Here is a 25,969-nt window from a genome sequence, read left to right as displayed (position 1 = left end):
GGAGGGCTCAGCGTGGGGTGGGGCGGCGTTGCCGTTCGGCGCGCCACCAGCGGCGGATCAGCACGACGCTGGCGACCAGGCCGAGCGCGGCGGGGGCCACGCCGAACCAGTTGACGTGGCCCGGGGAGGTGACCGCAGCGCCCACCGCCGCGTAGCCGAAGGCGGTGGGCGCCGAGGCGATCACGCTGCCGGCGAGGAACGGCAGCACCCGGGCCCCGGTGGTGCCGTAGCCGTAGCTGACCAGCCCGAACCCGGCGATCGGCAGCAGCCGTACGGTGATCACACCGAGCACGCTCTGCCGGGCGAACCAGCCGTCGAGGCGGGCCAGCCGGCCGCGTACCCGGTCGGCGACGAACTCCCGCCCGAGGAGGCGGCCGACCGCGAAGCCCAGCGCCGCCGCGAGCAGCGCGGCGCCCAGCGCGTACGCGGCACCCTCCAGCGGGCCGAAGATCGCGCCGGCGGCGAGCGTGACGAAGGTGCGGGGGACCAGGGCGACCAGCAGCAGCGCCCCGCCGACGACCGCCGCCACGGGGGCGAGCCCGCCCAGCCGGTCGGCCAGCCCGGGCAGCTCCTCCGCCGTGGGCAGGCCGACGACGAGCAGCGCTGCCCCGAAGGCGGCGAGCAGGAGCAGCAGCAGGGCGAACCGGCGTGCCGACGGCTGCCGGAGCAGCCGCCGGACCGCCTGGATCATGCCCGGGCTGCGGTCACCGCGGCGCGGCGCTCGGCGCGGAGCCGGTCTGCCCAGGTGTCGTCCAGCGGCGGAAGCTGGTGTGCGCCGGTGGCCCAGCGCAGCAGCAGGTCGGCCAGGGCGGGGTTGCGGGCCAGGGCGGGGCCGTGCGAGTACGTGCCGAGCAACTTGCCCCGCCACGCGCCCTCGGTGGCGCCGTCGTTGCCGACCCCGGCGGTCACCCGGGCCAGCGGGGACACCCCCGGGCCGAGGTGGGTCCGGCCGCCGTGGTTCTCGAAGCCGGTGAGCGCCGGCACGCCGAGCCGGGGGTCGATGTCGCCGGCCAGCTCGCCGACGGCGCGGCTCGGGCCCCGGTCGGAGGAGAGGTCGAGCAGCTCCAGCCCGGTGCACTGGACGCCCTTGGCGAAGAACGAGGTGCCGAGGAGCTGGTAGCCGGCGCAGACGCCGAACACGACCGACCCCTGGGCGGCGGCCCGGTGCAGGCCACCGTCGGCCCGCAGCCGCTGCGCGCCGAGCGCCTGTGGGCCGTCCTCGCCGCCACCGACGAGGTAGATGTCGGCGGTGGCGGGCAGCCGCTGGTCGGAGCGGACCTCCAGCACCTCCACCGGCATCCCGCGCTGCTGCGCCCGGCGGGCCAGGATCAGCATGTTGCCCCGGTCGCCGTAGGTGGACAGCAGGTCGGGGTAGATCCAGACGATACGCAGGCTCTCAGTTGACACGGTCCAGCTCCGCTCGGATGTCCTGGAAGGCGGTGTAGTTGGCGATGACCTCCAGGCGGCCGGGTGGCACCGCCCGGACCACCTCGGCGAACGTCCGCACGTGCTGGAACGGCACCCCGTTGACGTCGAGGCGGACCGCCAGGTCGTACGCCCGGTCGCCGGTGATCAGCACCTGCCGGCCGCGCAGCGGGGCGAAGTCGACGTCGAACAGCCAGGAGGTGTCCAGCCCGTCGGGGTCCCGGGCGTTGATGGACAGCAGCGTCGGGGCCACGTCGGCCATCTCGAACGCCTCCAGCCAGCTCGCCGGGTTCTTCGCCAGCAGTAGCCGGATGTTGCGCCCGTCCCGGTCGACCTGGGCGTAGCGGCCGGCGACCGAGGTGACGGAGCCCAGCCGGGAGACCGCGTCGACCGGGCGTACGCCGAACTCGGCGGCGACGGCCAGGGCGGTCGCCGCGTTGCCCACGTTGACCTTGCCGGGGAGCTGGAGGCTCACCTTGTGCCAGGCCCCGGTCGGGTCGAGCACCCCGTCGTCCTCGACGGCCCACTGCGGCTGCGGCCGACGCAGGGGGCAGCCGCTGCACCACCACTGCTCGCCGGAGCGCTGGATGGTGTGGCCGCACTCGGGGCAGACCCAGGAGTCGTCGTGCCAGCGCTGGCCGGCGCTGAACCAGGTGACGTGCGGCGGCCGGATGCCGCGGGCGGGGTCGCCGGGCGGGGTGGCGGCCCACACCACCATCGGGTCGTCGGCGTTCGCCACCACCCGCACGTCCGGGTGGTTGACCAGCGCGGACCGCCAGAGCTGCGCCATCATGGCGACCTCCTTGGCCCGGTCGAGCTGGTCCCGGGAGAGGTTGAGCAGCGCCACCACGTGCGGCTCGGTGGCCTCCAGAACCTGGGCCAGGTAGTGCTCGTCGACCTCCAGCACCGCGTACGGGGTGCTGCCGGCCTTGGCCAGCGCCGAGGTGTGGCCGGTGGGCATGTTGGCGCCGAAGGAGTTGGTGGCCACCCGGCCCAGGACGCCGACCGCCGCGGCGGCCAGCCGGGTGGTGGTCGTCTTGCCGTTGGTGCCGGAGACGAGCGCGATGGCCCGCCCGGCAGACAGGTGGGCGAGCAGGTCCGGGTCGATCTTCAGGCCGATCCACCCGCCGATCACCGAACCGTCACCACGACCCGCGGCTCTCGACAGCGCCGCGGCGGTCCGCGACACCGAGCTGGCCACCTTCGCCCGCAGGGGCATCTTCGCGTCCGTCACCCGAGCGAGGTTACCGGACCGCCGCCCCCGCCAGATCGCCGCCGACTGTGAACCGTTCGGCCGGGGACGTCCGGCGGACGGTCAGCGCGCGCTCGACCGGATGGAGTCGATCTATGTCGGGTAGTGGACGCCCCGGTGGGGGCGCTCCGCCCCTCCACTCCGCTCCACCCCCTTTGACGTGCGGTTTTGCGTTCGGAAACGCCGCGCCGCACGGGTGATTCTGGTTGCAGGTGGAGGGAAGTGGAGTAGAGTGGGGCCCAATGGTGAGGCCGGTAGGGCCCACCGGCCCGGGGGGAAGCGGCGCCGCGAACGCCGCTGAAAGGGCGAGGGGGTTGGGCCGATGTTTCTCGGCACCCACACTCCGCGCCTGGACGACAAGGGCCGGTTGATCCTTCCGGCGAAGTTCCGGGATGGGTTGGCGGGGGGTGTCGTGGTCACCAAAGGGCAGGATCGCTGTCTCTACGTTTTCCCGATGCCCGAGTTCCAGCGCATCGCCGACCAGTTGCGCGCGCAACCCATGACGCACAAGGCGGCCCGGGCGTACAGCCGGGTCTTCTTCGCCAGCGCGCACGACGAGGTCCCGGACAAGCAGGGGCGGGTCACCATCCCGCCCCACCTGCGGGCGTACGCCGGGCTCGACCGGGACCTGGTGGTGATCGGGGCGAGCACGCGGGTGGAGGTCTGGGACAAGGTGGCCTGGGAGACCTACCTCTCCGAGAGCGAAGACGACTTCGCCGACATCGAGGAGGGGGTGCTGCCGGGCGGTCTGTAGGGCGTGACGGCGCCCGACCGACGTACTGCGAGATCTCCAGCCGCTTTCGAGTTCCTGGCACCCCTTCCCCGGTGCCAGGCGCACGATCTCATCGGAGGGCCGCGGCCTCCGGAGGGCGGGAGCGGATGGGGATCTGGCGGTACGACGGAGGCGTCGTCCGGCGGCAGGCGCGGAGAGAAACGGACGGATCACACCAGTGGGGGTCGACATGGGGGAGCTTCGCGGCACGCACGTGCCTGTGCTGCTTGAGCGGTGTCTCGAGTTGCTGGCCCCCGCGCTGGACAGGGGCGACCGCACGGTCCACGTCGACGCCACGCTGGGTCTGGCCGGTCACGCCGAGGCGGTGCTGGAACGGCATCCGCGCACGGTGCTGATCGGGCTGGACCGGGACACCGAGGCCCTCGCCCACGCGCGGGTCCGGCTGGCCCGGTTCGCCGACCGGGTCCACCTCGAGCACGCCGTCTACGACGAGCTGCCCGAGGTGCTGGACCGGCTCGGCTACCCGGCGATCGACGGCATTCTGTTCGACCTGGGCGTCTCCTCGCTCCAGTTGGACGCGCCCGACCGCGGGTTCGCCTACGCGCAGGACGCGCCGCTGGACATGCGGATGGACCAGACCCGGGGGGTGACCGCCGAAGAGGTGGTCAACAGCTATCCCCACCCGGACCTGGCCCGGGTGCTGCGGGTGTACGGCGAGGAGAAGTTCGCCGTGCGGGTCGCCTCGGCGATCCTCCGGGAGCGCGAGCGGGCCCGGATCACCTCGTCGGCGCGGCTGGCCGAACTGGTCAGGGAGAGCATCCCGGCAGCAGCCCGACGGACGGGCGGACACCCGGCCAAGAGAACGTTTCAGGCTTTACGGATCGAGGTAAACAAGGAGCTGGCAGCGCTGGAGACGGCGCTGCCGGCTGCTCTCGACAAGCTCACCGTGGGTGGTCGCATGGTGGTCCTGTCCTACCACTCGCTGGAGGACAGGCTCACCAAGGCGGCCCTCGCCGACCGGGTCCGCAGCAAGGGCCCGGTCGACCTCCCGGTCGAACTTCCCGGTTCGGCTCCGACGTTCCGGCTGCTCAGCCGGGGCGCGGAGCTGCCCGGGGAGGAGGAGGTCGCCGCGAACCCGCGCGCCGCCTCGGTGCGCCTGCGGGCCGCGGAACGGATCGACCCGGAGGCGGAGCAGCAGGGGCGGGCCGACCGCGAACGGTCCCGCCGGCGGGTCAGGGCGATGCACCAACCGGGGTCGGCGGATCCGCGGCCGGTGCCGGGCGAGGGGCAGGGACGGACGAAGAGGGGGAGGGAAGATGAACGTTGACAAGCGCGACGGCCGGGACACCGGCGTTGGGCAGCGCACACCGCGGTCGGGGGGCCGGACCGCGGCGCAGCGGACCACGCGGACCGGGGTTCCGGCGTCGGGGACCGGCCGGTTCGACCGGCAGGGGGAGGCTCGCGCCCGGGGGGCGCGCGAGTTCCCGACCAGCGGCAGCGCCGCGCTGCGCCCGGCCGAGCGGACCAGCCCGGCCGAGCGGACCAGCCCGGCGGCGACCCCGTCGCCACGGCTGCGGGTCGCCCCGCCGCCGCCGGTGTCGGTGCCGCGGGCGCCCTTCGTCGCGCTGATCCTGGTGCTGGTCGTCGGCGGGGTGCTCGGCATCCTGCTGGTCAACACCAAGATCAACGAGAATTCCTTCCGGCTGGAGCGGCTCCAGCAGCAGCAGGCCAAGCTCGACGTGGACCAGCAGCAGCTGGAGAAGGAAATCGCCGACGCGGAGGCCCCCGGCAGCCTCACCGCCTCCGCGAAGCGGCTGGGCTTGGTCGAGGCCGAGGAGCCGGCGTACATCCGAATGCCGGACGGCCGGATCATCGGCGTGCCGCAGCCGGCCAACGGCCAGCCCTCGGTCACCAGCCAGCAGGGCGCGGGAGGCTGACCGGTGCCGCCGAGATCGGAGGATCCGCGCCGGGACCCCACGGGGTCCCGGCGCGGTTCGTCGCGTTCCACCAGCGGTCGGGGCGAGCCGCGTGCCGGCGAGCCCGGCGTGGGGGGCATCTCCGACGCGCGGGCGTACACCCCCCGGGGGCGGACCATCCGCGAGGAGCGCGGCGCGCTCGGCCGGCCGAGCGCCGGGGGCGCCGAGCAGCGGCGTACCCCCCGCAGCACCCGGGCCGGCGGCGACCCGTTCCGGCCGGCGTTGCAGGTGCTCGACGGCGGCCGGGTCGGCTCGACCCGCGCGGGCCGGCGGGAGGGCGTCCCGGCCGGGCGCTCCGGGGTGATCCGCACCGTCCAGGCCCGGTCGGCCCGCGCTCCGGCCGACGACGATGACGCGTCGCCCCCGCCGCGCCGCAGGCCCGGCCCGCGCGCCCCGCGCCGCCCGGAGCGGCCCACCGCCCGGCGCTCGCCGCGCAAGCCCCGCAAGCCACCCCGGCTGGCCGACCCCCGGCGCCGGCTGCGCCTGGGCACCCTGCTCGTCCTCGTGCTGTTCGCCACCATCGGCATCCGGCTGGTCTTCCTCCAGGCCGTCGACACCCCGGCGTACGCCGGCGGCGGACTCGACGACCGGCTGACCGGGGTCGACCTGCCCGCTCCCCGGGGGGCCATCTACGACCGCACCGGGGCCCCGCTGGCGAACAGCGTCGAGGCCCGGTACGTCTTCGCCGACCCCACCAAGGTCAAGGACCGCGCGGCGACCGCGCGGGCGCTGTCGCCCCTGCTCGGCCTGCCCGCCTCGGAGCTGGCCGGGCGGATGAAACCGCGCACCCTGGAGAACGGCCGCCAGTCCCAGTTCCAGTACCTGGCGCGCGGCGTCGAGATCCCCACCGCCAAAAAGATCATGGCGCTGGACCTGGCCGGCATCGGCGTGCACCGCGACGAGCGGCGCGAGGTGCCCGGCGCCGACCTGGCCGCAAACCTGCTCGGCTTCACCAGCCAGGACATGGTCGGCCTGGAGGGCCTGGAGGCCCGCTACGACGACCTGCTGCGCGGCGAGACCGGCCGCCGGGTGTACGAGGCCGGGCAGGGCAACCTGGGCGCCCCCATCCCGGGCGGCTACAGCAGCACCACCCCGCCCAAACCGGGCAGCTCGCTGGAGCTGACCATCCTCCGGGACCTCCAGTTCAAGGCGCAGCAGGTGCTGAAGGACCAGACGGACAAAGCCCGGGGCAGCGTCGGCGCGGTCGTCGTGCTCGACGCGCCCACCGGCGAGGTGCTGGCCCAGGCCAGCCACCCCACCTACAACGCCGCGAAGCACGAGGAGAGCGCGCCCACCGACCGGGAGGACGCCGCCAGCAGCTTCGTGGTCGACCCCGGCTCGATCCACAAGGCGATCACCTTCGGCGCGGCGCTCCAGGAGGGCGTCGTCACGCCCGACACCACGCTGCCGATCGCCAACACCATCACCAAGGGCGACACGGTCTTCCGCGACACCCACCCGGCCAACGGGCAGAAGATGAGCCTCGCCGGCATGCTGGCGTACTCGTCGAACGTCGGCACGATCGAGGTCGCCGACAAGCTCGGCCGGGACCGGCTCATCGACTACCAGAAGCGCTTCGGGCTCGGCCAGCCCACCGGCGAGGGCATGCCGGGCGAGGCCAGCGGCCGGCTGCTCCCCGCCGAGGCGTGGAGCGGGTCGTCGGAGGGGTCGGTGCCGATCGGGCACAGCGTCGACGCCACGCCGCTGCAGATGGCCGCCGCGTACGGGGCGATCGCCAACAACGGCACCTACGTCCAGCCGCACCTGATCAGAGCGGTGATCAACGGGAAGGACGGCAGCCGGACCCCGAGCAAGGCGCCGGTCACCCGCTCGGTGCTCAGCCCGCAGAACGCGGCGGCGCTGCGCACCCTGCTCCAGGCGGTCACCACGGTCGACGGGGCCACCGGGCTCGCCGCGGCGGTGCCCGGCTACCAGGTGGCCGGCAAGACCGGCACCGGCCTGCGCTACGTCGACGGCAAGCAGCAGCCCGGCGAGGTCGGCTCGTTCATCGGGATGGCCCCGGCGGACAATCCGCGGTTCGTGGTGGCGGTCTTCGTGTGGAGCCCGGAGGGCGGCGGCGGGGCGGTCGCCGCGCCGGCCTTCCGCGAGATCATGGGCTTCACGCTCAGCCGGTACCGGGTTCCCCCGTCGGCGGCCAAGCCGCCCAAGTTCGAGGTCTTTCCGCGCTGACCAGGCGCGGGGGGACATCATCGGTGAGTGGGGACGAACCGCCGGGGCGGCTGTGCGGTCGGGACCGGACGACCGGGTAGGGTCTGACGCCGTGCCCGGCAATCCACGCCCCCGTACCGTGACCGGACTCCGGCTCGGCGATCTCGCCGACCGGCTCGCCGTCGAGCCGCCGTCAGCCGCCGCCGACGCCGCCGTGACCGGGGTGACCCACGCCAGCCAGGAGGTCCGCCCCGGCGACCTGTACGCCGCGCTGCCCGGCGCCCGCCGCCACGGCGCGGAGTTCGCCGAAGGCGCGGCGGCGGCGGGCGCGGTGGCCGCCCTGACCGACCCGGCCGGCGCCCCGGCGGTGGCCGCGGCGGGCCTGCCCGCGCTGATCGTGCCCGACCCCCGCGCGGTGCTCGGCGCCCTCGCCTCCGCCGTCTACGGCGACCCCACCGCCGGGCTGACCGTCATCGGGATCACCGGCACGGCCGGCAAGACCTCCACCGCCTACCTCGTCGAGTCGGGGCTGCGCGCCGCCGGCCACGTGACCGGGCTGATCGGCACGGTGGAGACCCGGCTGGGCGACCTGGTGGTCGACAGCGTGCGGACCACCCCGGAGGCCACCGACCTGCACGCGATGCTCGCCGCCGCCCGGGAGCGCGGGGTGACCGCGCTGGTCATGGAGGTCTCCAGCCACGCCCTGGCGATGGGCCGGGTCGGCGGGGTGCGGTTCACCGTCGGCGGGTACACCAACTTCGGCTCCGACCACCTGGACTTCCACGCCGACTCGGCGGACTACTTCGCCGCGAAGGCCCAGCTGTTCGACGGGCGCTGCGCGGTCGAGGTGCTCAACCACGACGACCCGGCCCTGCGCCCGCTGTTCAAGCCCGCCACGGTCAGCTACTCGGCCGCCGGCGACCCGACCGCCACCTGGTACGCCGGCGACGTCGACGGCGAGGGCTACGCCCAGCGGTTCACCGCGCACGGCCCCGACGGGCTGACCGTGCCGGCCGGGGTGGCGCTGCCCGGCCGGCACAACGTGGCCAACGCCCTGCTGGCCATCGCCGCGCTGGTCGCCGCCGGGGTGGACGCGGAGACCGCCGCCGCCGGGGTGGCCGCCTGCGGCGGGGTCCCCGGCCGGCTGGAGCTGGTCTCCACGGCCGGCCCGGTGCGCGGCGTGGTCGACTACGCGCACAAGACCGACGCGATCGTGGCCGCCCTGGCCGCGCTGCGCGAGCTGAGCGCCGGGCGGCTGATCTGCGTCATCGGCGCAGGCGGCGACCGGGACCGGGGCAAGCGGCCGGCGATGGGCGCCGCCGCCGCGCGGGGGGCCGACGTGGTGCTGGTGACCGACGACAACCCGCGCACCGAGGACCCGGGCGCGATCCGGGCGGAGGTGCTGGCCGGGGCGTACGGTGCCGGCGCACCGACCCGGATCGTCGAGGTGGCCGGCCGCCGGGCGGCGATCGACGAGGCGGTCCGGCTGGCCGCCCCGGGCGACGTGGTGGCCGTGCTCGGCAAGGGCCACGAGCGCGGACAGGAGATCGGCGGCGAGGTGCTGCCGTTCGACGACCGGACCGAGCTGGCCGACGCGCTGCGCGCCCGCTTCGGCGACCTGGCGGGTCAGCGGTGATCCCGCTGACGCTGGCCGAGGTGGCCGGAGCGGTCGACGGCCGACTGCTCGCCGCCGACCCGGCCGCCCGGGTGACCGGCCCGGTCGAGTTCGACTCGCGCAAGGTGTCCGCCGGGACGCTGTTCGTGGCGTTCCCCGGGGAGCAGGTGGACGGCCACGACTACGCCGCCGCGGCCGTCGAGGCCGGCGCGGTCGCGGTGCTCGGCACCCGGGAGGTGCCCGGGGTGCCGATGGTGCTGGTCGCCGACGCCCTGGACGCGATGGGCCGGCTGGCCCGGGCGGTGGTGGACCGGCTGCCCGAGCTGACCGTGATCGGGTTGACCGGCTCGTCCGGCAAGACCACCACGAAGGACCTGATCGCCCAGCTGACCGTCCGGCTCGGCCCCACGGTGGCCCCGCCCGGGTCGTTCAACAACGAGCTGGGGCACCCGTGGACGGCGTTGCGGGCCGACCCGGACACCCGGTTCCTGGTGCTGGAGAAGGGTGCCCGGGGGGTGGGACATGTGCGCTACCTGTGCGAGGTGGTGCCGCCCCGGATCTCCGTGGTGCTCAACGTCGGCGTGGCGCACCTCGGCGAGTTCGGCTCGGTGGAGAACATCGCGCTGGCCAAGGGGGAGCTGGTCGAGGCGCTGCCCGCCGACGGGCTGGCCGTGCTCAACGCCGACGACCCGCTCGTCGAGGCGATGGCCGGGCGCACCCGGGCCCGGGTGGTCCGCTACGGCGAGGCCGCGCACGCCGACGTGCGCGCCGAGGACGTGACCCTGGACGGGCGGGGCCGGGCGTCGTACACCCTGGTGACGCCGGAGGGGAGCGCGCCGGTGCGGCTCGGGCTGACCGGCCGGCACCAGGTCTCCAACTCGCTGGCCGCCGCCGCGGTGGCCCGGGAGCTGGGCATGTCGTTGACCGAGCTGGCCGCCGCGCTGGGTGAGCTGGGTCTGGTCTCCACCCGTCGGATGGACGTCTTCGAGCGCCCCGACGGTGTGACGGTGATTGACGATTCGTACAACGCGAACCCGGCGTCGATGGCGGTGGCGCTGCGGGCGCTGGCCGGCATGCGCGGCGGGGGGCGCACGCTCGCGGTGCTCGGCTACATGGCCGAGCTGGGGCCGTACGAACGGGACGGGCATCTGGAGGTCGGCCGGCTCACGGCCGGGCTGGGGGTGGACCGGCTGCTCGTGGTGGGCGAGCCGGCGGCGCCGATCCATGAGGGCGCGACAGCGGTAGAGGACTGGGGAGGAGAGTCGGTGCTGCTCACCGATCAGGCGGCGGCCGTCGAGGTGCTGCGGGGCGAACTACGACCGGGTGACGTCGTCCTGGTGAAGGGCTCCCGGTACCGCACCTGGGAGGTGGCCGACGCGCTGCGCGTCGACGCCACGGGCGAGGGGGCCGCCGCATGAGGGCGGTGATCATCGCCATGGGCGTGGCGTTCCTCGTCTCGCTGTTCTGCACCCCGATCGCGATCAAGGTGTTCACCCGGCTCAAGGCCGGCCAGCCCATCCGGGCCGAGGGCCCGGCCATGCACCAGACCAAGAAGGGCACGCCGACGATGGGCGGCGTGGTCTTCATCCTGGCCACGGTCATCGCGTACGTCGCGGGGCACCTGGCCCTGACCACCCTGCCGGACGTGCAGATCGCCCAGGTCGAGCCGACGATCACCGCCCTGTTCCTGCTGGGCCTCATGGTCTTCTCCGGCGCGGTCGGCTTCATCGACGACTTCCTCAAGGTCCGCAAGCGGCACAGCGGCGGGCTCAACAAGCGGGGCAAGCTGGCCGGGCAGATCGTCGTCGGCGCGATCTTCGGCGTCGTCGCGCTGTACTTCCCGAGCAGCATGACCGACGCCACCGGCGCGGCCACCAACACCGAGACGGTGGGCGCCAGCACGCTGAGCTTCATCCGGGACATCCCTGTCCTGGAGGTCAGCAAGATCGGCGCGGTGGTCATCTTCATCTTCGTGGTGATGGCGGCGACCAACGGCGTGAACCTCACCGACGGCCTCGACGGCCTGGCCACCGGCGCGTCGGTGATGGTCCTCGCGGCGTACGCGCTGATCGCGTTCTGGCAGTACCGGCACTGGTGCGCCGACCCGGCGTACACGGCGAACCCGAACAACTACTGCTACACCGTCCGGGATCCGCTGGAGATCGCGCTGATCGCCGGGGCGGCGGCCGGGGCCTGCGTCGGCTTCCTGTGGTGGAACACCTCGCCGGCCCGGATCTTCATGGGTGACACCGGTGCGCTCGGGCTGGGCGGCCTGATCGCCGGCATGGCGATGTCCACCCGGACCATCATGCTGCTGCCGATCATCGGCGGGCTGTTCGTGATCATCACGATGTCGGTGGTCATCCAGATCATCTCGTTCCGCACCACCGGCAAGCGGGTGTTCCGGATGTCGCCCCTGCAGCACCACTTCGAGCTCGCCGGCTGGAGCGAGGTCAACATCGTGGTCCGGTTCTGGATCATCGCCGGGATCGGCGTGGCCATCGCGCTGGGGCTGTTCTACAGCGACTTCCTGGCCGCGATGGGCTGAGCGAGCCCCGCAGCCGCCCCGCCGTCGCGCGCGGCGGACCGTGGCTCCACGGCGTCCGGAGGGCCCCCTGCGATAGCAGGGGGCCCTCCTTTTCGCCGGTCCGACACGCCGACCACGGCGTTCGGCGGGAACGGGCCGGTCGCATTCGCCATGATGGGCGGGTGGGGGAGGACCGAGGTACCGGCACGACGACAACCGACACGTCTCCGAGGCGGGCGGCGGGGGGTGGGCGCACCGCCGACCCGCCGGCCCCGGCACCGGGGTTCGGCCTGGGCGCCGCAGGCGGGCTGGCGGCGCTGCGCGGCCTGCTGGCCCGGCCGCTGGCCTCGTACTACCTGCTGATCTCCAGCGCCAGCCTGCTGCTGGTGATCGGCCTGACCATGGTCTTCTCGGCCACCAGCGTGATGAACTACGCCGAGCAGGGCAACGCCTTCGCCGACCTGACCCAGCAGGCCATCTTCGCGGTGATCGGCGTGGTGGCGTTCTGGGTCTGCCAGCGGCTGCCGGCGAGCACCTACCGCTCGGTCGCCCGGGTCGCGCTCGGGACCGCGGTGGGGTTGCTGCTGGTGCTCAACCTGCTGCTCGCCCTGCAGTCGTTCTTCGGGGTAGAGCAGGTCGGGCCGCTGAAGGCCGACCTGCTGTGGCTGTTCGTCGGCGGCATCCAGCTCCAGCCGTCCGAGCTGGCGAAGTTCGCGCTGGTGCTCTGGGGGGCCGACGTGCTGGCCCGCAAGGGCGTCCGGCTCGGCTGGTGGAAGGAGCTGGCCACCCCGCTGTTCCCGGTGGTCGGGCTGCTGTTCGTGCTGGTCGGCTACAACGACGTCGGCACCATGCTCTGCCTGCTCGCCCTGGTCGTCGGGCTGCTCTGGGCGGCCGGGGTGCGGGCGAAGGTCTTCGCGGTCCTGTCGGTGATCGGGCTGGCCGGCATCGGCCTGCTGATCGCCGCAGCCTCGCTCGGCGCCGGATCGGGGGCGAAGGGACAGGAGAACTACCGGTTGGCCCGGCTGACCGTCTTCATCAACCCGCCCGACCCGGCGAAGTGCTTCGAGGGCTGGTGCTACCAGCCGATTCAGGCCCGCAACGCCATCGAGCACGGAGGCTGGTTCGGCGTCGGGCTGGGCAAGAGCAGCCTCAAGTTCGGCTGGCTGCCCGAGGCGCACAACGACTTCATCTTCGCCGTGCTCGCCGAGGAGTTGGGCGTGGTCGGCTGCGTGGTGCTGATCACCCTGTTCGCGGTGCTCGGCTACACCGGTCTGCGGATCGCCCGGCGGGTGGAGGACCCGTTCCGCCGGCTCGCCGCGGCCGGGGCGACCACCTGGCTGATCGGCCAGGCGATCATCAACATCGGCGGGGTCATCGGCCTGATGCCGATGACCGGCGTGCCGCTGCCGTTCATCTCCGACGGCGGAAGCGCCCTGGTGGTGACCCTGGCGGCGATCGGGATGCTGGCCTCGTTCGCCCGCGCGGAACCCGACGCGGCCCGAGCCCTGCATGCCCGTCCGCCCGCCCGATGGGTCCGACTACTCTGGGCCCCGTTGCCGCCGCTTCCTGGCCGGCGCCGCCGACCGGCGCCGCCACCGCCGGACCGTGGGTCCGTACCCCGGTCCCGGGCGCGGCGCGAGGACGACCAGGCCGCATCCCGCGGCGCCCGGCCCGACCGGGCCCGGGGCGGGACGGCGAGCGAGAGGAGACGCTGATGGGTCCGCTGCGTTCGGTGGTGCTCTGCGGAGGGGGCACGGGTGGCCACATCTACCCGCTGCTCGCCTTCGCCGACTGCCTGCGCCGACACGACCCGGGCGTCCGGATCACCTGCCTCGGCACGCCGAAGGGCCTGGAGAACGAGCTGATCCCGCCGGCCGGCTACGACCTGCGGCAGATCCCGGCGTACCAACTCCCCCGGTCGGTCAACATGAGCCTGGTCCGTACCCCGGACCGGATGTGGAAGGCGGCCCGCGCGGCGGGCAAGGTGATCGACGAGGTCCGGGCCGACGTGGTCGTGGGCTTCGGCGGGTACGTCTCGGTGCCCGGCTACCTCGCCGCCTGGCGGCGCGAGCTGCCGATCGTCATCCACGAGGTCAACGTGCCGCCAGGGGTGGCCAACCGGCTCGGCATGAAGTTCACCGACAACGTGGCCGTGGGCTTCCCGCACCAGCCGGCGCAGGCCGAGGCGCTGCGCGACGCCCGGGTCGTCGGCGTGCCACTGCGCCGGGGCATCGCCGGGCTGGACCGGGCCGCCAACGCCGCCGCCGCCCGCGCCCACTTCGGGCTCCGCCCCGACCTGCCGGTGCTCTTCGTCGCCGGCGGCTCGCAGGGCGCCCGTTCCATCAACCTCGCGGTGGCCGGGGCGGCCAAGGAACTGGCCCGGCACGGGGTGCAGGTGCTGCACGTGATGGGCGCCCGCAACGAGCCCGTGCCGATCCCCACCGACCTGCCGGTGCCGTACGTGACCCTGCCGTACCTGTCCCAGATGGAGATCGGCTACGCCGCCGCCGACCTGATGCTCGGCCGGGGCGGGGCGATGACCTGCGCCGAGGTCGCCGCGATCGGCCTGCCCACCGTCTACGTGCCGTACCCGCACAGCAACCAGGAGCAGAAGCGCAACGCGCTGCCCGTGGTGGACGCCGGCGGCGGGCTGCTCGTCGACGACGCCGAGCTGACCCCGGCCTGGGTGGAGCGCACCATCATCCCGCTGATCCGCGACCCGCACCGGCTCGCCGCGATGGGCGCCGCCGCGTCGGGCTACGGGCGGCGCGACGGCGACGAGGCGCTGCTGAACTTCGTCTACGAGGCGGTGGCCCGTTGACCGGGACGACCGTCGAGAACAGGGGAGGCGCCGTGACCGGGCCGACCGTCGAGACCGGAAGGCACCCGTCATGAACACCGCGCAGTTCACCCCGGCCGGCACACTGACCGCCGAGGACCTGGGCCGGATCCACCTGATCGGGGTCGGCGGGGTCGGGATGAGCGGCCTGGCCCGGCTCTTCCTCACCCGGGGCCTGCCGGTCTCCGGCAGCGAGCTGCGGGACTGGCCGTCGCTGGCCGGGATGCGCGCCCTCGGCGGGACCATCCACTCCCGCCACGAGGCGTCCAACCTCGACGGCGTCGACACCGTGGTCTACTCCTCGGCGATCCCGCAGGACCACCTGGAGATGGTGGAGGCGCGTCGGCGCGGGCTGCGGGTGCTGCACCGCTCCGAGGCCCTGGCCGCGGCGATGACCGGCCGGCGGACCGTGGCGGTGGCCGGCACCCACGGCAAGACCACCACCACCTCGATGGTGACGATGGTGCTCCAGCAGGCCGGCGTCGACCCGTCCTTCGTCATCGGCGGGGAGATCTCCGAGGTCGGCTCCGGGGCGCACCACGGCACCGGCGAGCACTTCGTGGTCGAGGCGGACGAGAGCGACCGCTCGTTCCTGATCTACCGCCCGTACGTCTCGGTCATCACGAACATCGAGGCGGACCACCTCAACACCTACGGCGACCTGGCCACCCTGGAGGCGGCGTTCGCCGAGTTCGCCCGGCTCACCGACCCCGACGGGTTCATCATCACCTGCGCCGACGACCCGGGCGGGCGGCGGCTGGCCGAGACGCTGCGGGCCGAGGGCCGCCGGGTGCACACGTACGGCGAGGCGCCCGACGCCGACCTGCGGCTGAGCGGGATCGTCTCGTCCGCCCGCGGGGTGCGCTACCTGGCCGAGGTGGACGGCCGCTCGCTGGGCGAGATCCGGCTGCCGGTGCCGGGGCGGCACATGGGGCTCAACAGCGCCTCGGCGGTGCTGACCGCGTACCTGCTGGGGTTGCCGGTCGAGGCGGCGGAGGTCGCGCTCGGCGCGTTCCCGGGGGTGCGGCGGCGCTTCGAGCGCAAGGGTGTGGCCGACGGTGTGCTGGTCTACGACGAGTACGCCTACCACCCGACGTCGATGACCCTGGCGTCGCAGACGCTGCGTGAGGTGGCCGGCGACGGGCGGCTGATCGTGGTGTTCCAGCCGTACCGGCTCTACCGCACCCGGGACCTCCAGGCGGAGATCGCCGCGGCGCTGGGCATCGCGGACGAGCTGGTGTTGCTGGAGGTCTTCGGGCCGGGCGAGCTGCGCCAGCCCGGCGAGGGCTCGGCCGCGCTGGTCGAGGCAGTGCCGCTGCCGGCCGACCGGAAGGTCTTCGTGGACTCCTGGGACGACGCGCCGGTGGAGGTGGCCCGCCGGGCGCGCCCCGGCGACGTGGTGGTGACCATGGGTGCGCCGCCCATCTCGCTGATGGGCGACCAACTCCTGGACGCCCTGTCGGCCCGCGCCGGTGACGTCTCCGCTCCCGCCGCCCCCGTCGTCGACCCGGGCGGCTCGGCGGCCACCGGCGGATGAGCCCCGGTCCGGCGCGCGGCCGTACCGCCGGCGTGGACCCGGGCGGCGGCCGGCGTGGGCCGGTGCGCCGCTGGCAGCTGGTCCGGGCCGGCACCGACGCGGTGCCGCCGTCCACCCGGCGGTTCATGGCCCGGGCCCGGCAGCGCCGGATGCGCGCGGCGCTGCCCTGGGCGGTGGCCGCCGGGGTGCTCGCCCTGGCCGCGCTGGTGGGCTGGACGGTCTTCGGCACCGGCCTGTTCGGGGTGCGCGAGGTCCAGGTGGAGGGCGCGGAGCTGGTCAGCACCGTGCAGGTCCGCGAGGCCGCGGCGGTGCCGGACGACTTCCCGCTGGCCCGGGTGGACCTGGCCGGCACCGCCCGGCGGATCGGCACGCTGGCCCCGGTGGAGCGGGCGACGGTCACCCGGGACTGGCCGGGCACGCTGGTGGTGCGGGTGGTGGAGCGGACGCCCGTGGCGGCGGTGCCGCAGGACGGAGCGTTCGCGGTGGTCGACCGCTCCGGGGTGGTCTTCCGGTCCCTGCCGCGGCAGCCGGACGGCCTGCCGGTGGTGCGGGTCGGCCGGCCGGGCCCGGAGGACCCCGGCACCCGGGCCGGGTTGGAGGTGCTGGCCGTGCTCACTCCCCAGCTTCGCGGGCAACTGGTGGAGGTGACCGTGGAAGGGCTGGCCCGGATCAGCCTGCGACTGCGCAACGACCGAACCGTGGTCTGGGGGGACGCCACCCGGGGCCCGGACAAGGCCCGGGTGGCCACGTCCCTGCTCGGTCGTGAGGCCGACACCATCGACGTCAGCGCCCCGGACGTGGTCACCTTCAAGTGACCCGCCGGTCAGCGGTCCGTCCGGGGCGGCCGATGGGCGGTGGAAGTGAGGCGTGGCCCTCTCCGGGCGGCGACACGCCGGGCGGGTCCTTGGCTCCGGGCGTGGGGCCGCTTACGTTGCCCCGAAGAGGATCAGTAGTTGACATAACTGTAAGCCTCTAGTAGAGGGTGAGTGTTCAGCTCGGCCTCGCAGGGGACGAGCTGACGTCGACGCTGGTCTGGCCAAGCCGTGTGGGGTCGGCCCATGCCAATCTCGAAGGGAAAGGACCGGAGATGACACCTCCGCACAACTACCTGGCGGTCATCAAGGTCGTCGGCATCGGGGGCGGCGGCGTCAACGCCGTCAACCGGATGATCGAGGTTGGGCTCAAGGGCGTCGAGTTCATCGCGATCAACACCGACGCGCAGGCGCTGCTGATGAGCGACGCCGACGTCAAGCTTGACGTCGGCCGCGAGCTGACCCGCGGGCTCGGCGCGGGCGCCAACCCGGACGTGGGCAAGAACGCCGCCGAGGACCACCGCGACGAGATCGAGGAGGTGCTCAAGGGTGCCGACATGGTCTTCGTGACCTGCGGCGAGGGCGGCGGCACCGGCACCGGCGGAGCGCCGGTGGTGGCGAACATCGCCCGCAAGCTCGGCGCGCTGACCATCGGCGTGGTCACCCGGCCCTTCTCGTTCGAGGGCAAGCGCCGCCAGGTGCAGGCCGAGGCGGGGATAGACGAACTTCGCAACCAGTGCGACACGCTGATCGTCATCCCGAACGACCGGCTGCTGGCGCTCGGCGACCGCAACATCAGCATGATGGACGCGTTCCGCACCGCCGACCAGGTGCTCCTCTCCGGCGTCCAGGGCATCACCGACCTGATCACCACCCCGGGTCTGATCAACCTGGACTTCGCCGACGTCAAGAGCGTGATGAGCGGCGCGGGCAGCGCCCTGATGGGCATCGGCAGCGCGCGTGGGGAGAACCGCGCGGTCGAGGCGGCCGAGGCGGCCATCTCCAGCCCGCTGCTGGAGCAGAGCATGGACGGCGCGCGCGGCGTGCTGCTCTCCATCGCCGGCGGCTCCGACCTGGGCCTGTTCGAGATCAACGACGCGGCCCAGCTGGTCACCGACGCGGCCCACCCGGACGCCAACATCATCTTCGGCGCGGTCATCGACGACGCGCTCGGCGACGAGGTGCGGGTCACCGTGATCGCCGCAGGCTTCGACGGCGGCACCCCGGCGTACAAGGCGGTCGAGCCGGGCCGCAAGACCAACCAGAACCAGCCGAACCAGCCCACCCCGCCGGTCACGCCGCAGACCACCATGCCGGCGCCGACCCAGTCACCGCGTCGCGTGCTCTTCGACGACGTGGACGTGCCGGACTTCCTCAAGAACGGATCCTGACCAGCGGCCATGACCGATGCGAAGCCGACCGTGCTCCCGGACCGCCAGGCCGAGCTGGCGGCCGGGCTGGCTCAGGTCCAGGCCCGGATCGCCGACGCCTGCGCGGTCGCCGGACGGGCCCGGTCCGAGGTGACCATGGTCGCGGTCACCAAGACGTACCCGGCCTCCGACGTGCTGGCCCTGGCCGGGCTCGGGGTGACCGAGGTGGGGGAGAACCGGGACCAGGAGGCGGCCGGCAAGGCCGCCGAGGTGGCGGCCGCCGGGGCGGCCCCGCGGTGGCACTTCATCGGGCAGCTGCAGCGCAACAAGTGCCGCTCGGTGGTCGGGTACGCCGACGTCGTCCAGTCGGTCGGCAGCGCCCGGCTGGCCCGGGCGCTGGCCGCCGCGGCGGTGGCCGTCCGGGATCGGCCCCTCGACGTGCTGATCCAGGTCAGCATCGACGGCGACCCGGCCCGCGGCGGCGCGCTGCCGGGTTCCGCCGACCCGGACACCGGCCTGGACCCGGTGGCCGAGACGGTGGCCCGCGCGGACGGGCTGCGGCTGGCCGGATTGATGGCGGTGGCCCCGCTCGGCTGGGAGCCGGAGCGGGCGTTCGCCCGGCTGGCCGAGGTGGCGCGGGAGTTCCGGGCCGCCCATCCGGAGGCGGTCGCGCTCTCCGCCGGAATGAGCGGGGACCTGGAGACCGCGATCGGGTACGGCGCGACACATGTCCGCGTCGGCAGCGCGTTGCTCGGAATGCGTTCCACGCTGCGGTAGCCTGACCGCGAGAGAAGCAAATTACATCAGTGTTGTTTCAGGAGCGGCGTCCCGTTGTCAGGGGGCAGGCCCGTGACCGCGAATCGCGGGCCGGGGATTGCCGCTCCGGTCCGGTGGGCAGTTGTCCACCCGCGAGAAGCGACACGGCACGGGGGCGCGTGCCGCACGGCGGACGGAAGGGCGCGGGATGGGTGCACTGCGCAAGGCGGGGGTCTGGCTCGGTCTGGTCGAGGAGGACGACGAGCGGGCCTACGACGACGGTGGCTACGAGAAGAGTGGCTACCGCGAGTCGCGTTACCGGCAGGGCCGGTACGCGGAGGAGTTCGCCGACGACGATGACGACGAGGCCGACGAGCCGCCGGCTCCCCGACCACGGGCCGGGGAGCGGGGCCGGCTGACCGAGCGCTCCGCGAGCCGCCCGCTGGACACCGACCGGGCCGAGTCCGACCGGCCGGAGCGGGTCGAGCGCGAGCGCGCCGACCGGTCCAGCGTCCGGTCGATCACCCGCAACTCGGGCGGCGACGGCTCGGGTGCGTTGAGCTACCACACCCGGGACAACCTGGCCCTGGCCCCGCAGGGGCAGGCCCGGGAGCGGGTGGCGCCGGCCGAGGAGGAGCAGCGGTACCAGATCACCACGCTGCACCCGACCACGTACCGTGAGGCCCGCACGATCGGGGAGCACTTCCGCGACGGCGTCCCGGTGATCATCAACCTCACCGAGATGGACGAGGCGGATGCCCGCCGACTGGTCGACTTCGCCGCCGGGCTGGCGTTCGGCCTGCGCGGTACGATCGAGCGCGTGACCAATCGGGTGTTCCTGCTCTCACCGGCCAACGTCCAGGTCACCGCAGAGGACAAGGCCAAGATTGCCGAGGGCGGGTTCTTCAGCCTGAGTTAGCCCCGGCCGACCGAGGGACGTCGCCTGCTGTGTTGTCGATCCTGCTGCAAGTCCTGTACCTGATTCTGTATGTCTTCCTGATCATTCTTCTGGCCCGGTTTGTCCTCAGCGCAGTCCTTGCCTACGGCCGCCGCTGGCAGCCGGGGCGGGGGGCGACGGCGGGACTTGAATCCGTGTGGAGCGTCACTGATCCGCCTCTCAAGGCGTTGAGGCGTGTGATCCCTCCGCTGCGAATTGGTACCGTGAGCATCGACCTGGCCTCCCTTGTGCTCCTGGTTATCCTGTTCGTGCTGATGGAGTTCGTGTTGAAGCGGCTGATCCGCGGGTGGTGAACACCCGCAGGCCCAGCCCGCTACGCGGCCGCAACTGACCCGAGGAGTTTCGATGCCGCTGACCCCGGCCGACGTCCACAACGTCGCCTTCAAAAAGCCGCCGATCGGCAAGCGGGGGTACGACGAGGAGGAGGTCGACGCCTTCCTGGACGAGGTCGAGCGTGAGCTTGCCCGTCTGATCGAGGAGAACAACGAGCTGCGCGCCCAGGTGGAGCGCGGTGGCCGTGGCGGTGCCCCCGCCGGCCCCGGCGGTGACGCCCGGCTCGCCGCCGAGTTGAACGACGTCAAGGCCCAGCTCGACCGGGTGCAGCGCGACAAGGCGGCGGCCGAGCAGGCCGCCCGCGCGATGCAGGCCGAGCTGGAGCAGGTCCGCATTCAGGGCGGCCCGGCCGCGGCCGGCGACGGCGAGCAGCAGGCGCTGCGGGTGCTGATGATGGCCCAGCGCACCGCCGACGACCACGTCTCCGACGCCCGTCGGGAGGCCGACCAACTGCTCTCCGAGGCCCGTTCGAAGGCCGAGGAGGTCACCCACGAGGCTCGCTCCAAGGCTGACGCCCTGGAGCGCGATGCCCGCCAGCGGCACCAGGAGGCCATGGGTGGCCTGGAGACCAAGCGCACCGCGCTGCAGAAGCACATCGAGGAGCTCAAGCAGTTCGAGCGGGAGTACCGCACCCGGCTCAAGGCGTACCTGGAGAGCCAGCTGCGCGACCTCGACGGTCGCGGCCAGGGCCTGGAGGTCGAGATGACTCGCGAGGGCAGCCGGGCCGTGGGCGGCAGCAACGGCCTCGCGGCGGCCGGCCTCGCCGGCTCGTACGGCGGCGGTCGCTCCGGCACTCTGGAGTCGGGTCGCTGATTTCGGTACGGCGGTCGTCGTGGGGACGACCGCCGACCACGCCCACCTGAATCCGACGCGGCGGGGGTGAGCCGTGCTAGTCGTAAGCCTGTTGCTCATCCTCGTCGCCGTCGTGCTCCTGGTGGTCGGCCTCACCGGTGGTTCCAGCCTGCTACTGACCACCTCCATGGCGGCCAGCCTGCTGGCCGCCGTCGCGTTGGTGGTCGGTGCCCGTCAGGCGGCCGCCACCCGGGCGGCAGCCGAGCGGTCCGACCCGGAGGCTGGGGCCCACTCCCCGGCCGGGCCGGACATCCCGGCCCAACATGTTCCCCCGACGATCGGTGCCGACGACACCGGGTGGCGGCAACCACCCGGGTCGCCGGCCGTCGTCGTTGAGGACCCGCACGACCCGTACGCCGACGGGCAGCCGTACCCGGCCGAGGACCCGCACGACGGGCAGCCGTACGCCGACGGAGACCCGTACGTCGGTCCGGTCGACCCGGACCTGGCCGCGGTGCCGCCGGACGAGCCGCCCGCGCTGCTGGTGTCCCCGTCGGACGCCGCGCTGGTCGCCCAGCTCGACACCGAGGTCCAGGTCGTCGACGGGCGGCCCCGCTACCACCTGGCCGACTGCCCGCACCTGTTCGGCCGCGTCGCCGAGCCGCTGCCGGCGGCCGAGGCCGTCCGGCTGGGCTTCACCCCGTGTGCCGGCTGCGCGCCGGACACCGTCCTGCTCGCCGACGCCAGGCCACTCTGAGGCCCCATGGACGACACGCTCACCGTCGCCGTACGGGTGAAGCCGGGGGCGGCCAGGGCCAGGGTCGGCGGCCGGCACGACGGCCCGCACGGGCCGGCCCTGGTGATCGCCGTGAACGCCCCGCCGGTCGACGGCCGGGCCACCGAGGCGGCCCGTCGGGCGCTGGCCGAGGCGCTCGGCGTCCGGCCGGCGGCCGTGTCGCTGCGGGCCGGCTCGGCCAGCCGGGACAAGCTCTTCCTCGTCGAGCGCCCGCCGCCGGAGCTGGCGCAGGCGCTGCGCCGGCTGCGCGACGGGGCCGACCGGTGACGGCGGCCCGTCCCGGGCCGGCATGACGCCCGGGTTCGACCTCACGCTGCTGCTCGGCGCCGCGGTGCTGCTGGTGGCCGTCGGCGCGGTCCGGTTCTCCACCCGGCTGGGCGTGCCGAGCCTCCTGGTCTACCTCGCGCTCGGCATCGCGATCGGCGAGTCCGGGTTGGGCATCCGGTTCGACGATGTCGAGCTGACCCGCACCCTCGGCTTCTGCGCCCTGATCGTGATCATCGCCGAGGGCGGGTTGACCGCCCGGTGGAGCACCCTGCGACCGGTGCTCGGGCTGGCCGCGGTGCTGTCCACCGTCGGGGTGGTGGTGAGCATCCTGGTGGTCGGCCTGGCGGTGCACCTGCTGCTCGGGCTGGACTGGCGGCTGGCCATGCTCTACGGCGCGGTGCTCTCCTCGACCGACGCCGCCGCCGTCTTCGCCACCCTGCGCCGGCTGCGCCTGCCGCCCCGGCTGGTCGCCACCCTGGAGGCCGAGTCGGGGATGAACGACGCCCCGGTGGTGCTGCTGGTGGTGCTGCTGTCCCGGGCCGCAACCGAGGCCGCCCACCCCTGGTGGTACGAGGGCCTGCTGCTCGGCTACGAGCTGGGCGTGGGCGTCGCGGTCGGGCTGGGCGTCGGGCTCGCCGGCCGGGCGGCGTTGCGCAAGGCGGCGCTGCCCTCGGCGGGGCTCTACCCGATCGCGGCGGTCGGCTTCACCGTGCTCGCGTACGCGGCGGGCGCGGTGCTGCACGCCTCCGGCTTCCTGGCCGTGTACGTCGCGGGGGTGCTGCTGGGCAATGCCCGGCTGCCGCATCGGCAGGCCATCCTCGGCTTCGCCGACGGGTTGGCCTGGCTGGCCCAGATCGGCCTGTTCGTCCTGCTCGGGCTGCTGGCCTCGCCGGGTCGGCTGGACGCGGCGCTGCTGCCGGCGATCGTCGCCGGGTTGGCGCTGGTGCTGGCCGCCCGGCCGCTGTCGGTGGCGGTGTCCGCCTGGCCCTTCCGGTTCGGCCTGCGCGACCAGGCGTTCCTGTCCTGGGCCGGGCTGCGTGGGGCGGTGCCGATCGTGCTGGCGACCATCCCGCTGTCGGAGCGGGTGCCGGGCGCGGAACGGCTCTTCGACGCGGTCTTCGTGCTGGTGGTCATCTTCACCCTGCTCCAGGCGGGCACCCTCGCCCCGGCCGCCCGCTGGCTGGGGGTGACCGCGCCGGCCGAGCTGGCGGAGATCCGGGTGGAGATCGCCCCGCTGGAGCGGATGCGGGCGGACCTGCTCCAGCTGGAGGTGCCCCCGCAGTCGCGCCTGGCCGGGGTCCACGTGGACGAGTTGCGGCTGCCGGTGGGCGCCTCGGTGACCCTGGTGCTGCGCGACGGGGCGGGCTTCGTGCCCGGCCTGGACACCCGGCTGAAGGCCGGCGACAGCCTGCTGATCGTGGCGACGGCGGGGGTGCGGGACGCCACCGAGCGGCGGTTGCGCGCGGTCAGCCGCCGGGGACGCCTGGCCCGGTGGTTTGGCGAGTACGGCGAGGATCGCGATGGTTGATCTGCTAGCGTTCCTTTTGCCCATTTGAGGCCTTTTCGAGGCGGAATGGCGGGGCGGCGGTGCGGCACGTTGTCGGACGCCTGTACGTTCCGTATTCTTGCCAACCTCCGGAGTGCGCGGCGATCGTTGCCGTGCGCCCGTTTTTTACCTGGGGGCGCCAGGCCGGCGACCCCTGTCCAGGGGTCGCGGCAGCGCCGCGGCGCCGCGGCGCTAGGGAGCGACGATGGCGAAGCCAGCCGAGACCAGGACCGCCGGCCGCAAGCCGGTGGCCAAGGCCACCCGCAGCGCTGCGGAAACCGAGAAGATCCGGGCGGCCCTGGCGGCGCGGCGGGACGAGTTGCGTGCCGAGTACGATCAGACCCTGAGCGAGATCACCGAGCTGCAGCGCGATCGGCTGACGGACTCGGCCGGGGACGACCAGGCCGACACCGGCACCAAGACGCTCGAGCGGGAGCAGGAGATCTCACTCGCCAACAGCATCCGCGAACGGATCACGCAGGTCGAGCGGGCGCTGGAGCGGCTCGACGAGGGCGGCTACGGCTGGTGCGAGCGGTGCGGCGACCCGATCCCGGTGGAGCGGCTCGCCGCCTTCCCGTCGGCGACCCTGTGCGTGAAGTGCAAGCAGCTGGAGGAGCGGCGCTGAAACTCGCTCCCCGGCCGATCAGGACGGTGAGCGATCACCGCCGAGAGCGTCGATGGGGAGCAGATGACGGCTACACCGCCCGCCGGGTCCGAGACCGGCACCGCCGAGCCGGGCGGGGCCCCGCCCCCGGCTCGGCGCCGGGCGATCATGGTCCTCGCCGCGGTCGCTTTGGCGGCGTTCCTGGCCGACCTGCTCACCAAGCACTTCGCCCTGCTCGAGCTCAGCGACGGGGGGCCGGTGAAGCTGCTCGGCGGCGCGATCTACCTCAGCCTCACCCGCAACAGCGGCGCGGCGTGGGGCATCGGCGGCGACCACACCTGGGTCTTCCCGCTGATCACCATCGGGGTGATCGGCTGGATCGGGTGGATGGCCGTGCGGCTGCGTTCGCTGCCCTGGGCGGTCTCGCTCGGCCTGGTGCTCGGCGGGGCGCTGGGTAACCTGGGCGACCGGATCTTCCGGGCCCCCGGTCACTTCGTCGGCCACGTGGTCGACATGATCAGCCTCTTCGACCCGTACGGCCAGGTGTGGCCGGTGTTCAATCTGGCCGATAGTTCGTTGCTATGTGGGGTGGTGCTGGCCGTGGTGCTGGAACTCACCGGGCGCCAGCGTGACGGCTCCCGGCTCGGCAAAAACAAGGCCGCCGACGCGGTCCCGGCCGGACAGCGGGAGCGGGCGTGACCGCGGCGTTCGCCGCGGGCGGCGACCAGCGTTCCCTGCCGGTGCCGGACGGCCTGGACGGTATGCGGCTCGACCAGGCCGTGTCCCGGCTCTTCGGGCTCTCCCGCACCGCCGCCGCAGCCCTGGTCGACGCCGGTGACGCGCTGGTCGACGGCGCGGCCCGGCCCAACTCGCACAAGGTCAAGGCCGGCTCGTGGCTGGAGGTGACGCTGCCGGCCCCGCCCGCCCCGCCGGCCGTGGTGCCGCAGACGGTTCCCGGCCTGCGGGTGGTGTACGCCGACGACGACATCGTGGTCGTGGACAAGCCGGTGGGCGTGGCGGCCCACCCCAGCCCCGGCTGGACCGGCCCGACCGTGATCGGCGGGCTGGCCGGCGTCGGGCACCGGATCTCCACCAGCGGCGCCGCCGAGCGGCAGGGCGTGGTGCACCGCCTCGATGTCGGGACCACCGGGATCATGGCGGTGGCCAAGAGCGAGCAGGCGTACACCGCGCTGAAGCGGGCCTTCAAGTACCGCGAGGTGGAGAAGCGTTACCACGCCGTGGTGCAGGGCCACCCGGACCCGCTGCGCGGCACCATCGACGCCCCGATCGACCGGCATCCGACCCACGACTACCGGTGGGCCGTGGTCTCCGACGGCAAGCCCAGCGTCACCCACTACGACACGCTGGAGGCGTTCCCGGCGGCGAGCCTGCTGGACGTTCGGCTGGAGACCGGCCGGACCCACCAGATCCGGGTGCACTTCTCCGCCCTGCGCCACCCCTGTGTGGGCGACCTCACCTACGGCGCGGACCCGACGCTGTCCGCCCGGTTGGGCCTGGACCGGCAGTGGCTGCACGCCCGGTCGCTGAGCTTCCAGCACCCGCGCACGGGCGACGAGGTGACCTTCGTCAGCGACTACCCGGCCGACCTGGAACGGGCGCTGGAGATCCTCCGCGACTGACCCGACGTCCCACCGAGACTCT

General features: G+C 73.9%; 24 protein-coding genes and 1 pseudogene. 22 read left to right on the top strand and 3 right to left on the bottom strand.

The genetic code is table 11. From position 1 onward, the window contains the following. Positions 1 to 7: 7 nt before the first annotated feature. Genes GVV04_RS22920 through GVV04_RS22910 form a run of 3 tightly spaced genes read right to left on the bottom strand, consistent with a single transcriptional unit; the run spans position 8 to position 2,644 of the window. Positions 8 to 691 carry a TVP38/TMEM64 family protein gene (locus tag GVV04_RS22920; RefSeq protein ID WP_161690228.1) on the bottom strand — a complete coding sequence of 228 codons (684 nt, stop codon included), beginning with the start codon at positions 689 to 691 and terminating at the stop codon, positions 8 to 10. Continuing rightward, on the bottom strand, positions 688 to 1,407 hold the full coding sequence (locus GVV04_RS22915) for a type 1 glutamine amidotransferase (RefSeq protein ID WP_161690225.1): 720 nt from the start codon (positions 1,405 to 1,407) through the stop codon (positions 688 to 690). The genes GVV04_RS22920 and GVV04_RS22915 overlap by 4 nt, the downstream gene beginning before the upstream one ends. Further along, the gene (locus tag GVV04_RS22910; RefSeq protein WP_161690585.1) at positions 1,397 to 2,644 is read right to left on the bottom strand and encodes a MurT ligase domain-containing protein; all 1,248 of its coding nucleotides are present in this window, start codon (positions 2,642 to 2,644) and stop codon (positions 1,397 to 1,399) included. Before GVV04_RS22910 ends, GVV04_RS22915 begins: the two co-directional genes overlap by 11 nt. Positions 2,645 to 2,999: 355 nt before the next feature. On the opposite strand from GVV04_RS22910, the gene mraZ reads away from it, so the two are divergent. The 22 genes and pseudogenes from mraZ (at position 3,000) to GVV04_RS22800 (ending at position 25,947) form a co-directional block, all read left to right on the top strand. Beyond that, positions 3,000 to 3,431: a division/cell wall cluster transcriptional repressor MraZ gene (mraZ, locus tag GVV04_RS22905; protein ID WP_161690223.1), complete on the top strand. Its 432-nt coding sequence runs from the start codon at positions 3,000 to 3,002 to the stop codon at positions 3,429 to 3,431. A 208-nt stretch (positions 3,432 to 3,639) separates the two neighbouring features. Next, positions 3,640 to 4,730: pseudogene (rsmH, locus tag GVV04_RS22900) on the top strand (16S rRNA (cytosine(1402)-N(4))-methyltransferase RsmH). Continuing rightward, a complete protein-coding gene (locus tag GVV04_RS22895; protein WP_161690220.1) occupies positions 4,727 to 5,347 on the top strand; it encodes a hypothetical protein in 621 nt (206 codons plus the stop codon). The pseudogene rsmH and the gene GVV04_RS22895 overlap by 4 nt, the downstream one beginning before the upstream one ends. 3 nt (positions 5,348 to 5,350) lie before the next feature. After that, positions 5,351 to 7,576, top strand: a complete 2,226-nt coding sequence (locus tag GVV04_RS22890) for a peptidoglycan D,D-transpeptidase FtsI family protein (RefSeq protein WP_161690217.1) — start codon at positions 5,351 to 5,353, stop codon at positions 7,574 to 7,576. 52 nt (positions 7,577 to 7,628) lie between these two features. Next, positions 7,629 to 9,191 carry a UDP-N-acetylmuramoyl-L-alanyl-D-glutamate--2,6-diaminopimelate ligase gene (locus GVV04_RS22885; protein WP_161690215.1) on the top strand — a complete coding sequence of 521 codons (1,563 nt, stop codon included), beginning with the start codon at positions 7,629 to 7,631 and terminating at the stop codon, positions 9,189 to 9,191. Then, the gene (locus tag GVV04_RS22880; RefSeq protein WP_161690213.1) at positions 9,188 to 10,588 is read left to right on the top strand and encodes a UDP-N-acetylmuramoyl-tripeptide--D-alanyl-D-alanine ligase; all 1,401 of its coding nucleotides are present in this window, start codon (positions 9,188 to 9,190) and stop codon (positions 10,586 to 10,588) included. The genes GVV04_RS22885 and GVV04_RS22880 overlap by 4 nt, the downstream gene beginning before the upstream one ends. Beyond that, positions 10,585 to 11,718, top strand: coding sequence for a phospho-N-acetylmuramoyl-pentapeptide-transferase (gene mraY, locus GVV04_RS22875; protein WP_161690211.1), 1,134 nt, complete (start codon positions 10,585 to 10,587; stop codon positions 11,716 to 11,718). Before GVV04_RS22880 ends, mraY begins: the two co-directional genes overlap by 4 nt. Before the next feature lie 287 nt (positions 11,719 to 12,005). Beyond that, entirely contained in the window at positions 12,006 to 13,412 is a 1,407-nt protein-coding gene (locus tag GVV04_RS22870) for an FtsW/RodA/SpoVE family cell cycle protein (protein ID WP_235966782.1), read from the top strand. After that, a complete protein-coding gene (gene murG / locus GVV04_RS22865) occupies positions 13,412 to 14,518 on the top strand; it encodes an undecaprenyldiphospho-muramoylpentapeptide beta-N-acetylglucosaminyltransferase (protein WP_161690209.1) in 1,107 nt (368 codons plus the stop codon). The genes GVV04_RS22870 and murG overlap by 1 nt, the downstream gene beginning before the upstream one ends. A gap of 70 nt (positions 14,519 to 14,588) precedes the next feature. Continuing rightward, positions 14,589 to 16,073 carry a UDP-N-acetylmuramate--L-alanine ligase gene (gene murC / locus GVV04_RS22860; RefSeq protein ID WP_161690207.1) on the top strand — a complete coding sequence of 495 codons (1,485 nt, stop codon included), beginning with the start codon at positions 14,589 to 14,591 and terminating at the stop codon, positions 16,071 to 16,073. Positions 16,074 to 16,105: 32 nt separating this feature from the next. Further along, on the top strand, positions 16,106 to 16,888 hold the full coding sequence (locus GVV04_RS22855; protein WP_328822540.1) for a cell division protein FtsQ/DivIB: 783 nt from the start codon (positions 16,106 to 16,108) through the stop codon (positions 16,886 to 16,888). A gap of 272 nt (positions 16,889 to 17,160) precedes the next feature. Beyond that, positions 17,161 to 18,276: a cell division protein FtsZ gene (gene ftsZ, locus GVV04_RS22850; RefSeq protein WP_161690203.1), complete on the top strand. Its 1,116-nt coding sequence runs from the start codon at positions 17,161 to 17,163 to the stop codon at positions 18,274 to 18,276. Positions 18,277 to 18,285: 9 nt separating this feature from the next. Continuing rightward, positions 18,286 to 19,032 carry a YggS family pyridoxal phosphate-dependent enzyme gene (locus tag GVV04_RS22845; protein WP_161690202.1) on the top strand — a complete coding sequence of 249 codons (747 nt, stop codon included), beginning with the start codon at positions 18,286 to 18,288 and terminating at the stop codon, positions 19,030 to 19,032. A gap of 187 nt (positions 19,033 to 19,219) precedes the next feature. After that, positions 19,220 to 19,930 carry a cell division protein SepF gene (locus tag GVV04_RS22840; protein WP_161690200.1) on the top strand — a complete coding sequence of 237 codons (711 nt, stop codon included), beginning with the start codon at positions 19,220 to 19,222 and terminating at the stop codon, positions 19,928 to 19,930. A 29-nt stretch (positions 19,931 to 19,959) separates the two neighbouring features. Beyond that, positions 19,960 to 20,262, top strand: a complete 303-nt coding sequence (locus GVV04_RS22835) for a YggT family protein (protein ID WP_161690198.1) — start codon at positions 19,960 to 19,962, stop codon at positions 20,260 to 20,262. Between the two features lie 52 nt (positions 20,263 to 20,314). Beyond that, positions 20,315 to 21,115, top strand: a complete 801-nt coding sequence (locus GVV04_RS22830) for a DivIVA domain-containing protein (RefSeq protein ID WP_161690196.1) — start codon at positions 20,315 to 20,317, stop codon at positions 21,113 to 21,115. A 73-nt stretch (positions 21,116 to 21,188) separates the two neighbouring features. Continuing rightward, positions 21,189 to 21,851 (top strand): hypothetical protein, encoded by a 663-nt coding sequence (locus GVV04_RS22825; RefSeq protein WP_161690194.1) that lies wholly within the window; start codon positions 21,189 to 21,191, stop codon positions 21,849 to 21,851. 6 nt (positions 21,852 to 21,857) lie between these two features. Then, positions 21,858 to 22,157: a DUF167 domain-containing protein gene (locus GVV04_RS22820; protein ID WP_161690192.1), complete on the top strand. Its 300-nt coding sequence runs from the start codon at positions 21,858 to 21,860 to the stop codon at positions 22,155 to 22,157. 22 nt (positions 22,158 to 22,179) lie between these two features. Then, positions 22,180 to 23,685 carry a potassium/proton antiporter gene (locus tag GVV04_RS22815; RefSeq protein WP_161690190.1) on the top strand — a complete coding sequence of 502 codons (1,506 nt, stop codon included), beginning with the start codon at positions 22,180 to 22,182 and terminating at the stop codon, positions 23,683 to 23,685. Between the two features lie 223 nt (positions 23,686 to 23,908). After that, complete coding sequence (locus GVV04_RS22810) at positions 23,909 to 24,328, top strand: TraR/DksA family transcriptional regulator (RefSeq protein ID WP_161690188.1); 420 nt, start codon at positions 23,909 to 23,911, stop codon at positions 24,326 to 24,328. A gap of 63 nt (positions 24,329 to 24,391) precedes the next feature. Next, positions 24,392 to 25,006: a signal peptidase II gene (lspA, locus tag GVV04_RS22805; protein ID WP_161690186.1), complete on the top strand. Its 615-nt coding sequence runs from the start codon at positions 24,392 to 24,394 to the stop codon at positions 25,004 to 25,006. Beyond that, the gene (locus GVV04_RS22800) at positions 25,003 to 25,947 is read left to right on the top strand and encodes an RluA family pseudouridine synthase (RefSeq protein ID WP_161690184.1); all 945 of its coding nucleotides are present in this window, start codon (positions 25,003 to 25,005) and stop codon (positions 25,945 to 25,947) included. The genes lspA and GVV04_RS22800 overlap by 4 nt, the downstream gene beginning before the upstream one ends. The last annotated feature ends 22 nt before the right edge of the window (positions 25,948 to 25,969 follow it).

The organism is Micromonospora rubida (assembly GCF_009908295.1).
Classification (GTDB): Bacteria; Actinomycetota; Actinomycetes; order Mycobacteriales; family Micromonosporaceae; genus Micromonospora; species Micromonospora rubida.
This window is presented reverse-complemented; position numbering and strand designations above follow the sequence as displayed.

What these genes read in the sequence shown, in the direction of transcription:
- mraY (WP_161690211.1), top strand. Translation starts at nt 10,585, where the DNA reads ATGAGGGCGGTGATCATCGCCATGGGCGTGGCGTTCCTCGTCTCGCTG.
- ftsZ (WP_161690203.1), top strand. Translation starts at nt 17,161, where the DNA reads ATGACACCTCCGCACAACTACCTGGCGGTCATCAAGGTCGTCGGCATC.
- GVV04_RS22910 (WP_161690585.1), bottom strand. Translation starts at nt 2,644, where the DNA reads ATGCCCCTGCGGGCGAAGGTGGCCAGCTCGGTGTCGCGGACCGCCGCG.
- GVV04_RS22895 (WP_161690220.1), top strand. Translation starts at nt 4,727, where the DNA reads ATGAACGTTGACAAGCGCGACGGCCGGGACACCGGCGTTGGGCAGCGC.
- GVV04_RS22830 (WP_161690196.1), top strand. Translation starts at nt 20,315, where the DNA reads ATGCCGCTGACCCCGGCCGACGTCCACAACGTCGCCTTCAAAAAGCCG.
- GVV04_RS22920 (WP_161690228.1), bottom strand. Translation starts at nt 691, where the DNA reads ATGATCCAGGCGGTCCGGCGGCTGCTCCGGCAGCCGTCGGCACGCCGG.
- GVV04_RS22840 (WP_161690200.1), top strand. Translation starts at nt 19,220, where the DNA reads ATGGGTGCACTGCGCAAGGCGGGGGTCTGGCTCGGTCTGGTCGAGGAG.
- murG (WP_161690209.1), top strand. Translation starts at nt 13,412, where the DNA reads ATGGGTCCGCTGCGTTCGGTGGTGCTCTGCGGAGGGGGCACGGGTGGC.
- lspA (WP_161690186.1), top strand. Translation starts at nt 24,392, where the DNA reads ATGACGGCTACACCGCCCGCCGGGTCCGAGACCGGCACCGCCGAGCCG.
- GVV04_RS22820 (WP_161690192.1), top strand. Translation starts at nt 21,858, where the DNA reads ATGGACGACACGCTCACCGTCGCCGTACGGGTGAAGCCGGGGGCGGCC.
- GVV04_RS22815 (WP_161690190.1), top strand. Translation starts at nt 22,180, where the DNA reads ATGACGCCCGGGTTCGACCTCACGCTGCTGCTCGGCGCCGCGGTGCTG.
- GVV04_RS22810 (WP_161690188.1), top strand. Translation starts at nt 23,909, where the DNA reads ATGGCGAAGCCAGCCGAGACCAGGACCGCCGGCCGCAAGCCGGTGGCC.
- GVV04_RS22845 (WP_161690202.1), top strand. Translation starts at nt 18,286, where the DNA reads ATGACCGATGCGAAGCCGACCGTGCTCCCGGACCGCCAGGCCGAGCTG.
- murC (WP_161690207.1), top strand. Translation starts at nt 14,589, where the DNA reads ATGAACACCGCGCAGTTCACCCCGGCCGGCACACTGACCGCCGAGGAC.
- mraZ (WP_161690223.1), top strand. Translation starts at nt 3,000, where the DNA reads ATGTTTCTCGGCACCCACACTCCGCGCCTGGACGACAAGGGCCGGTTG.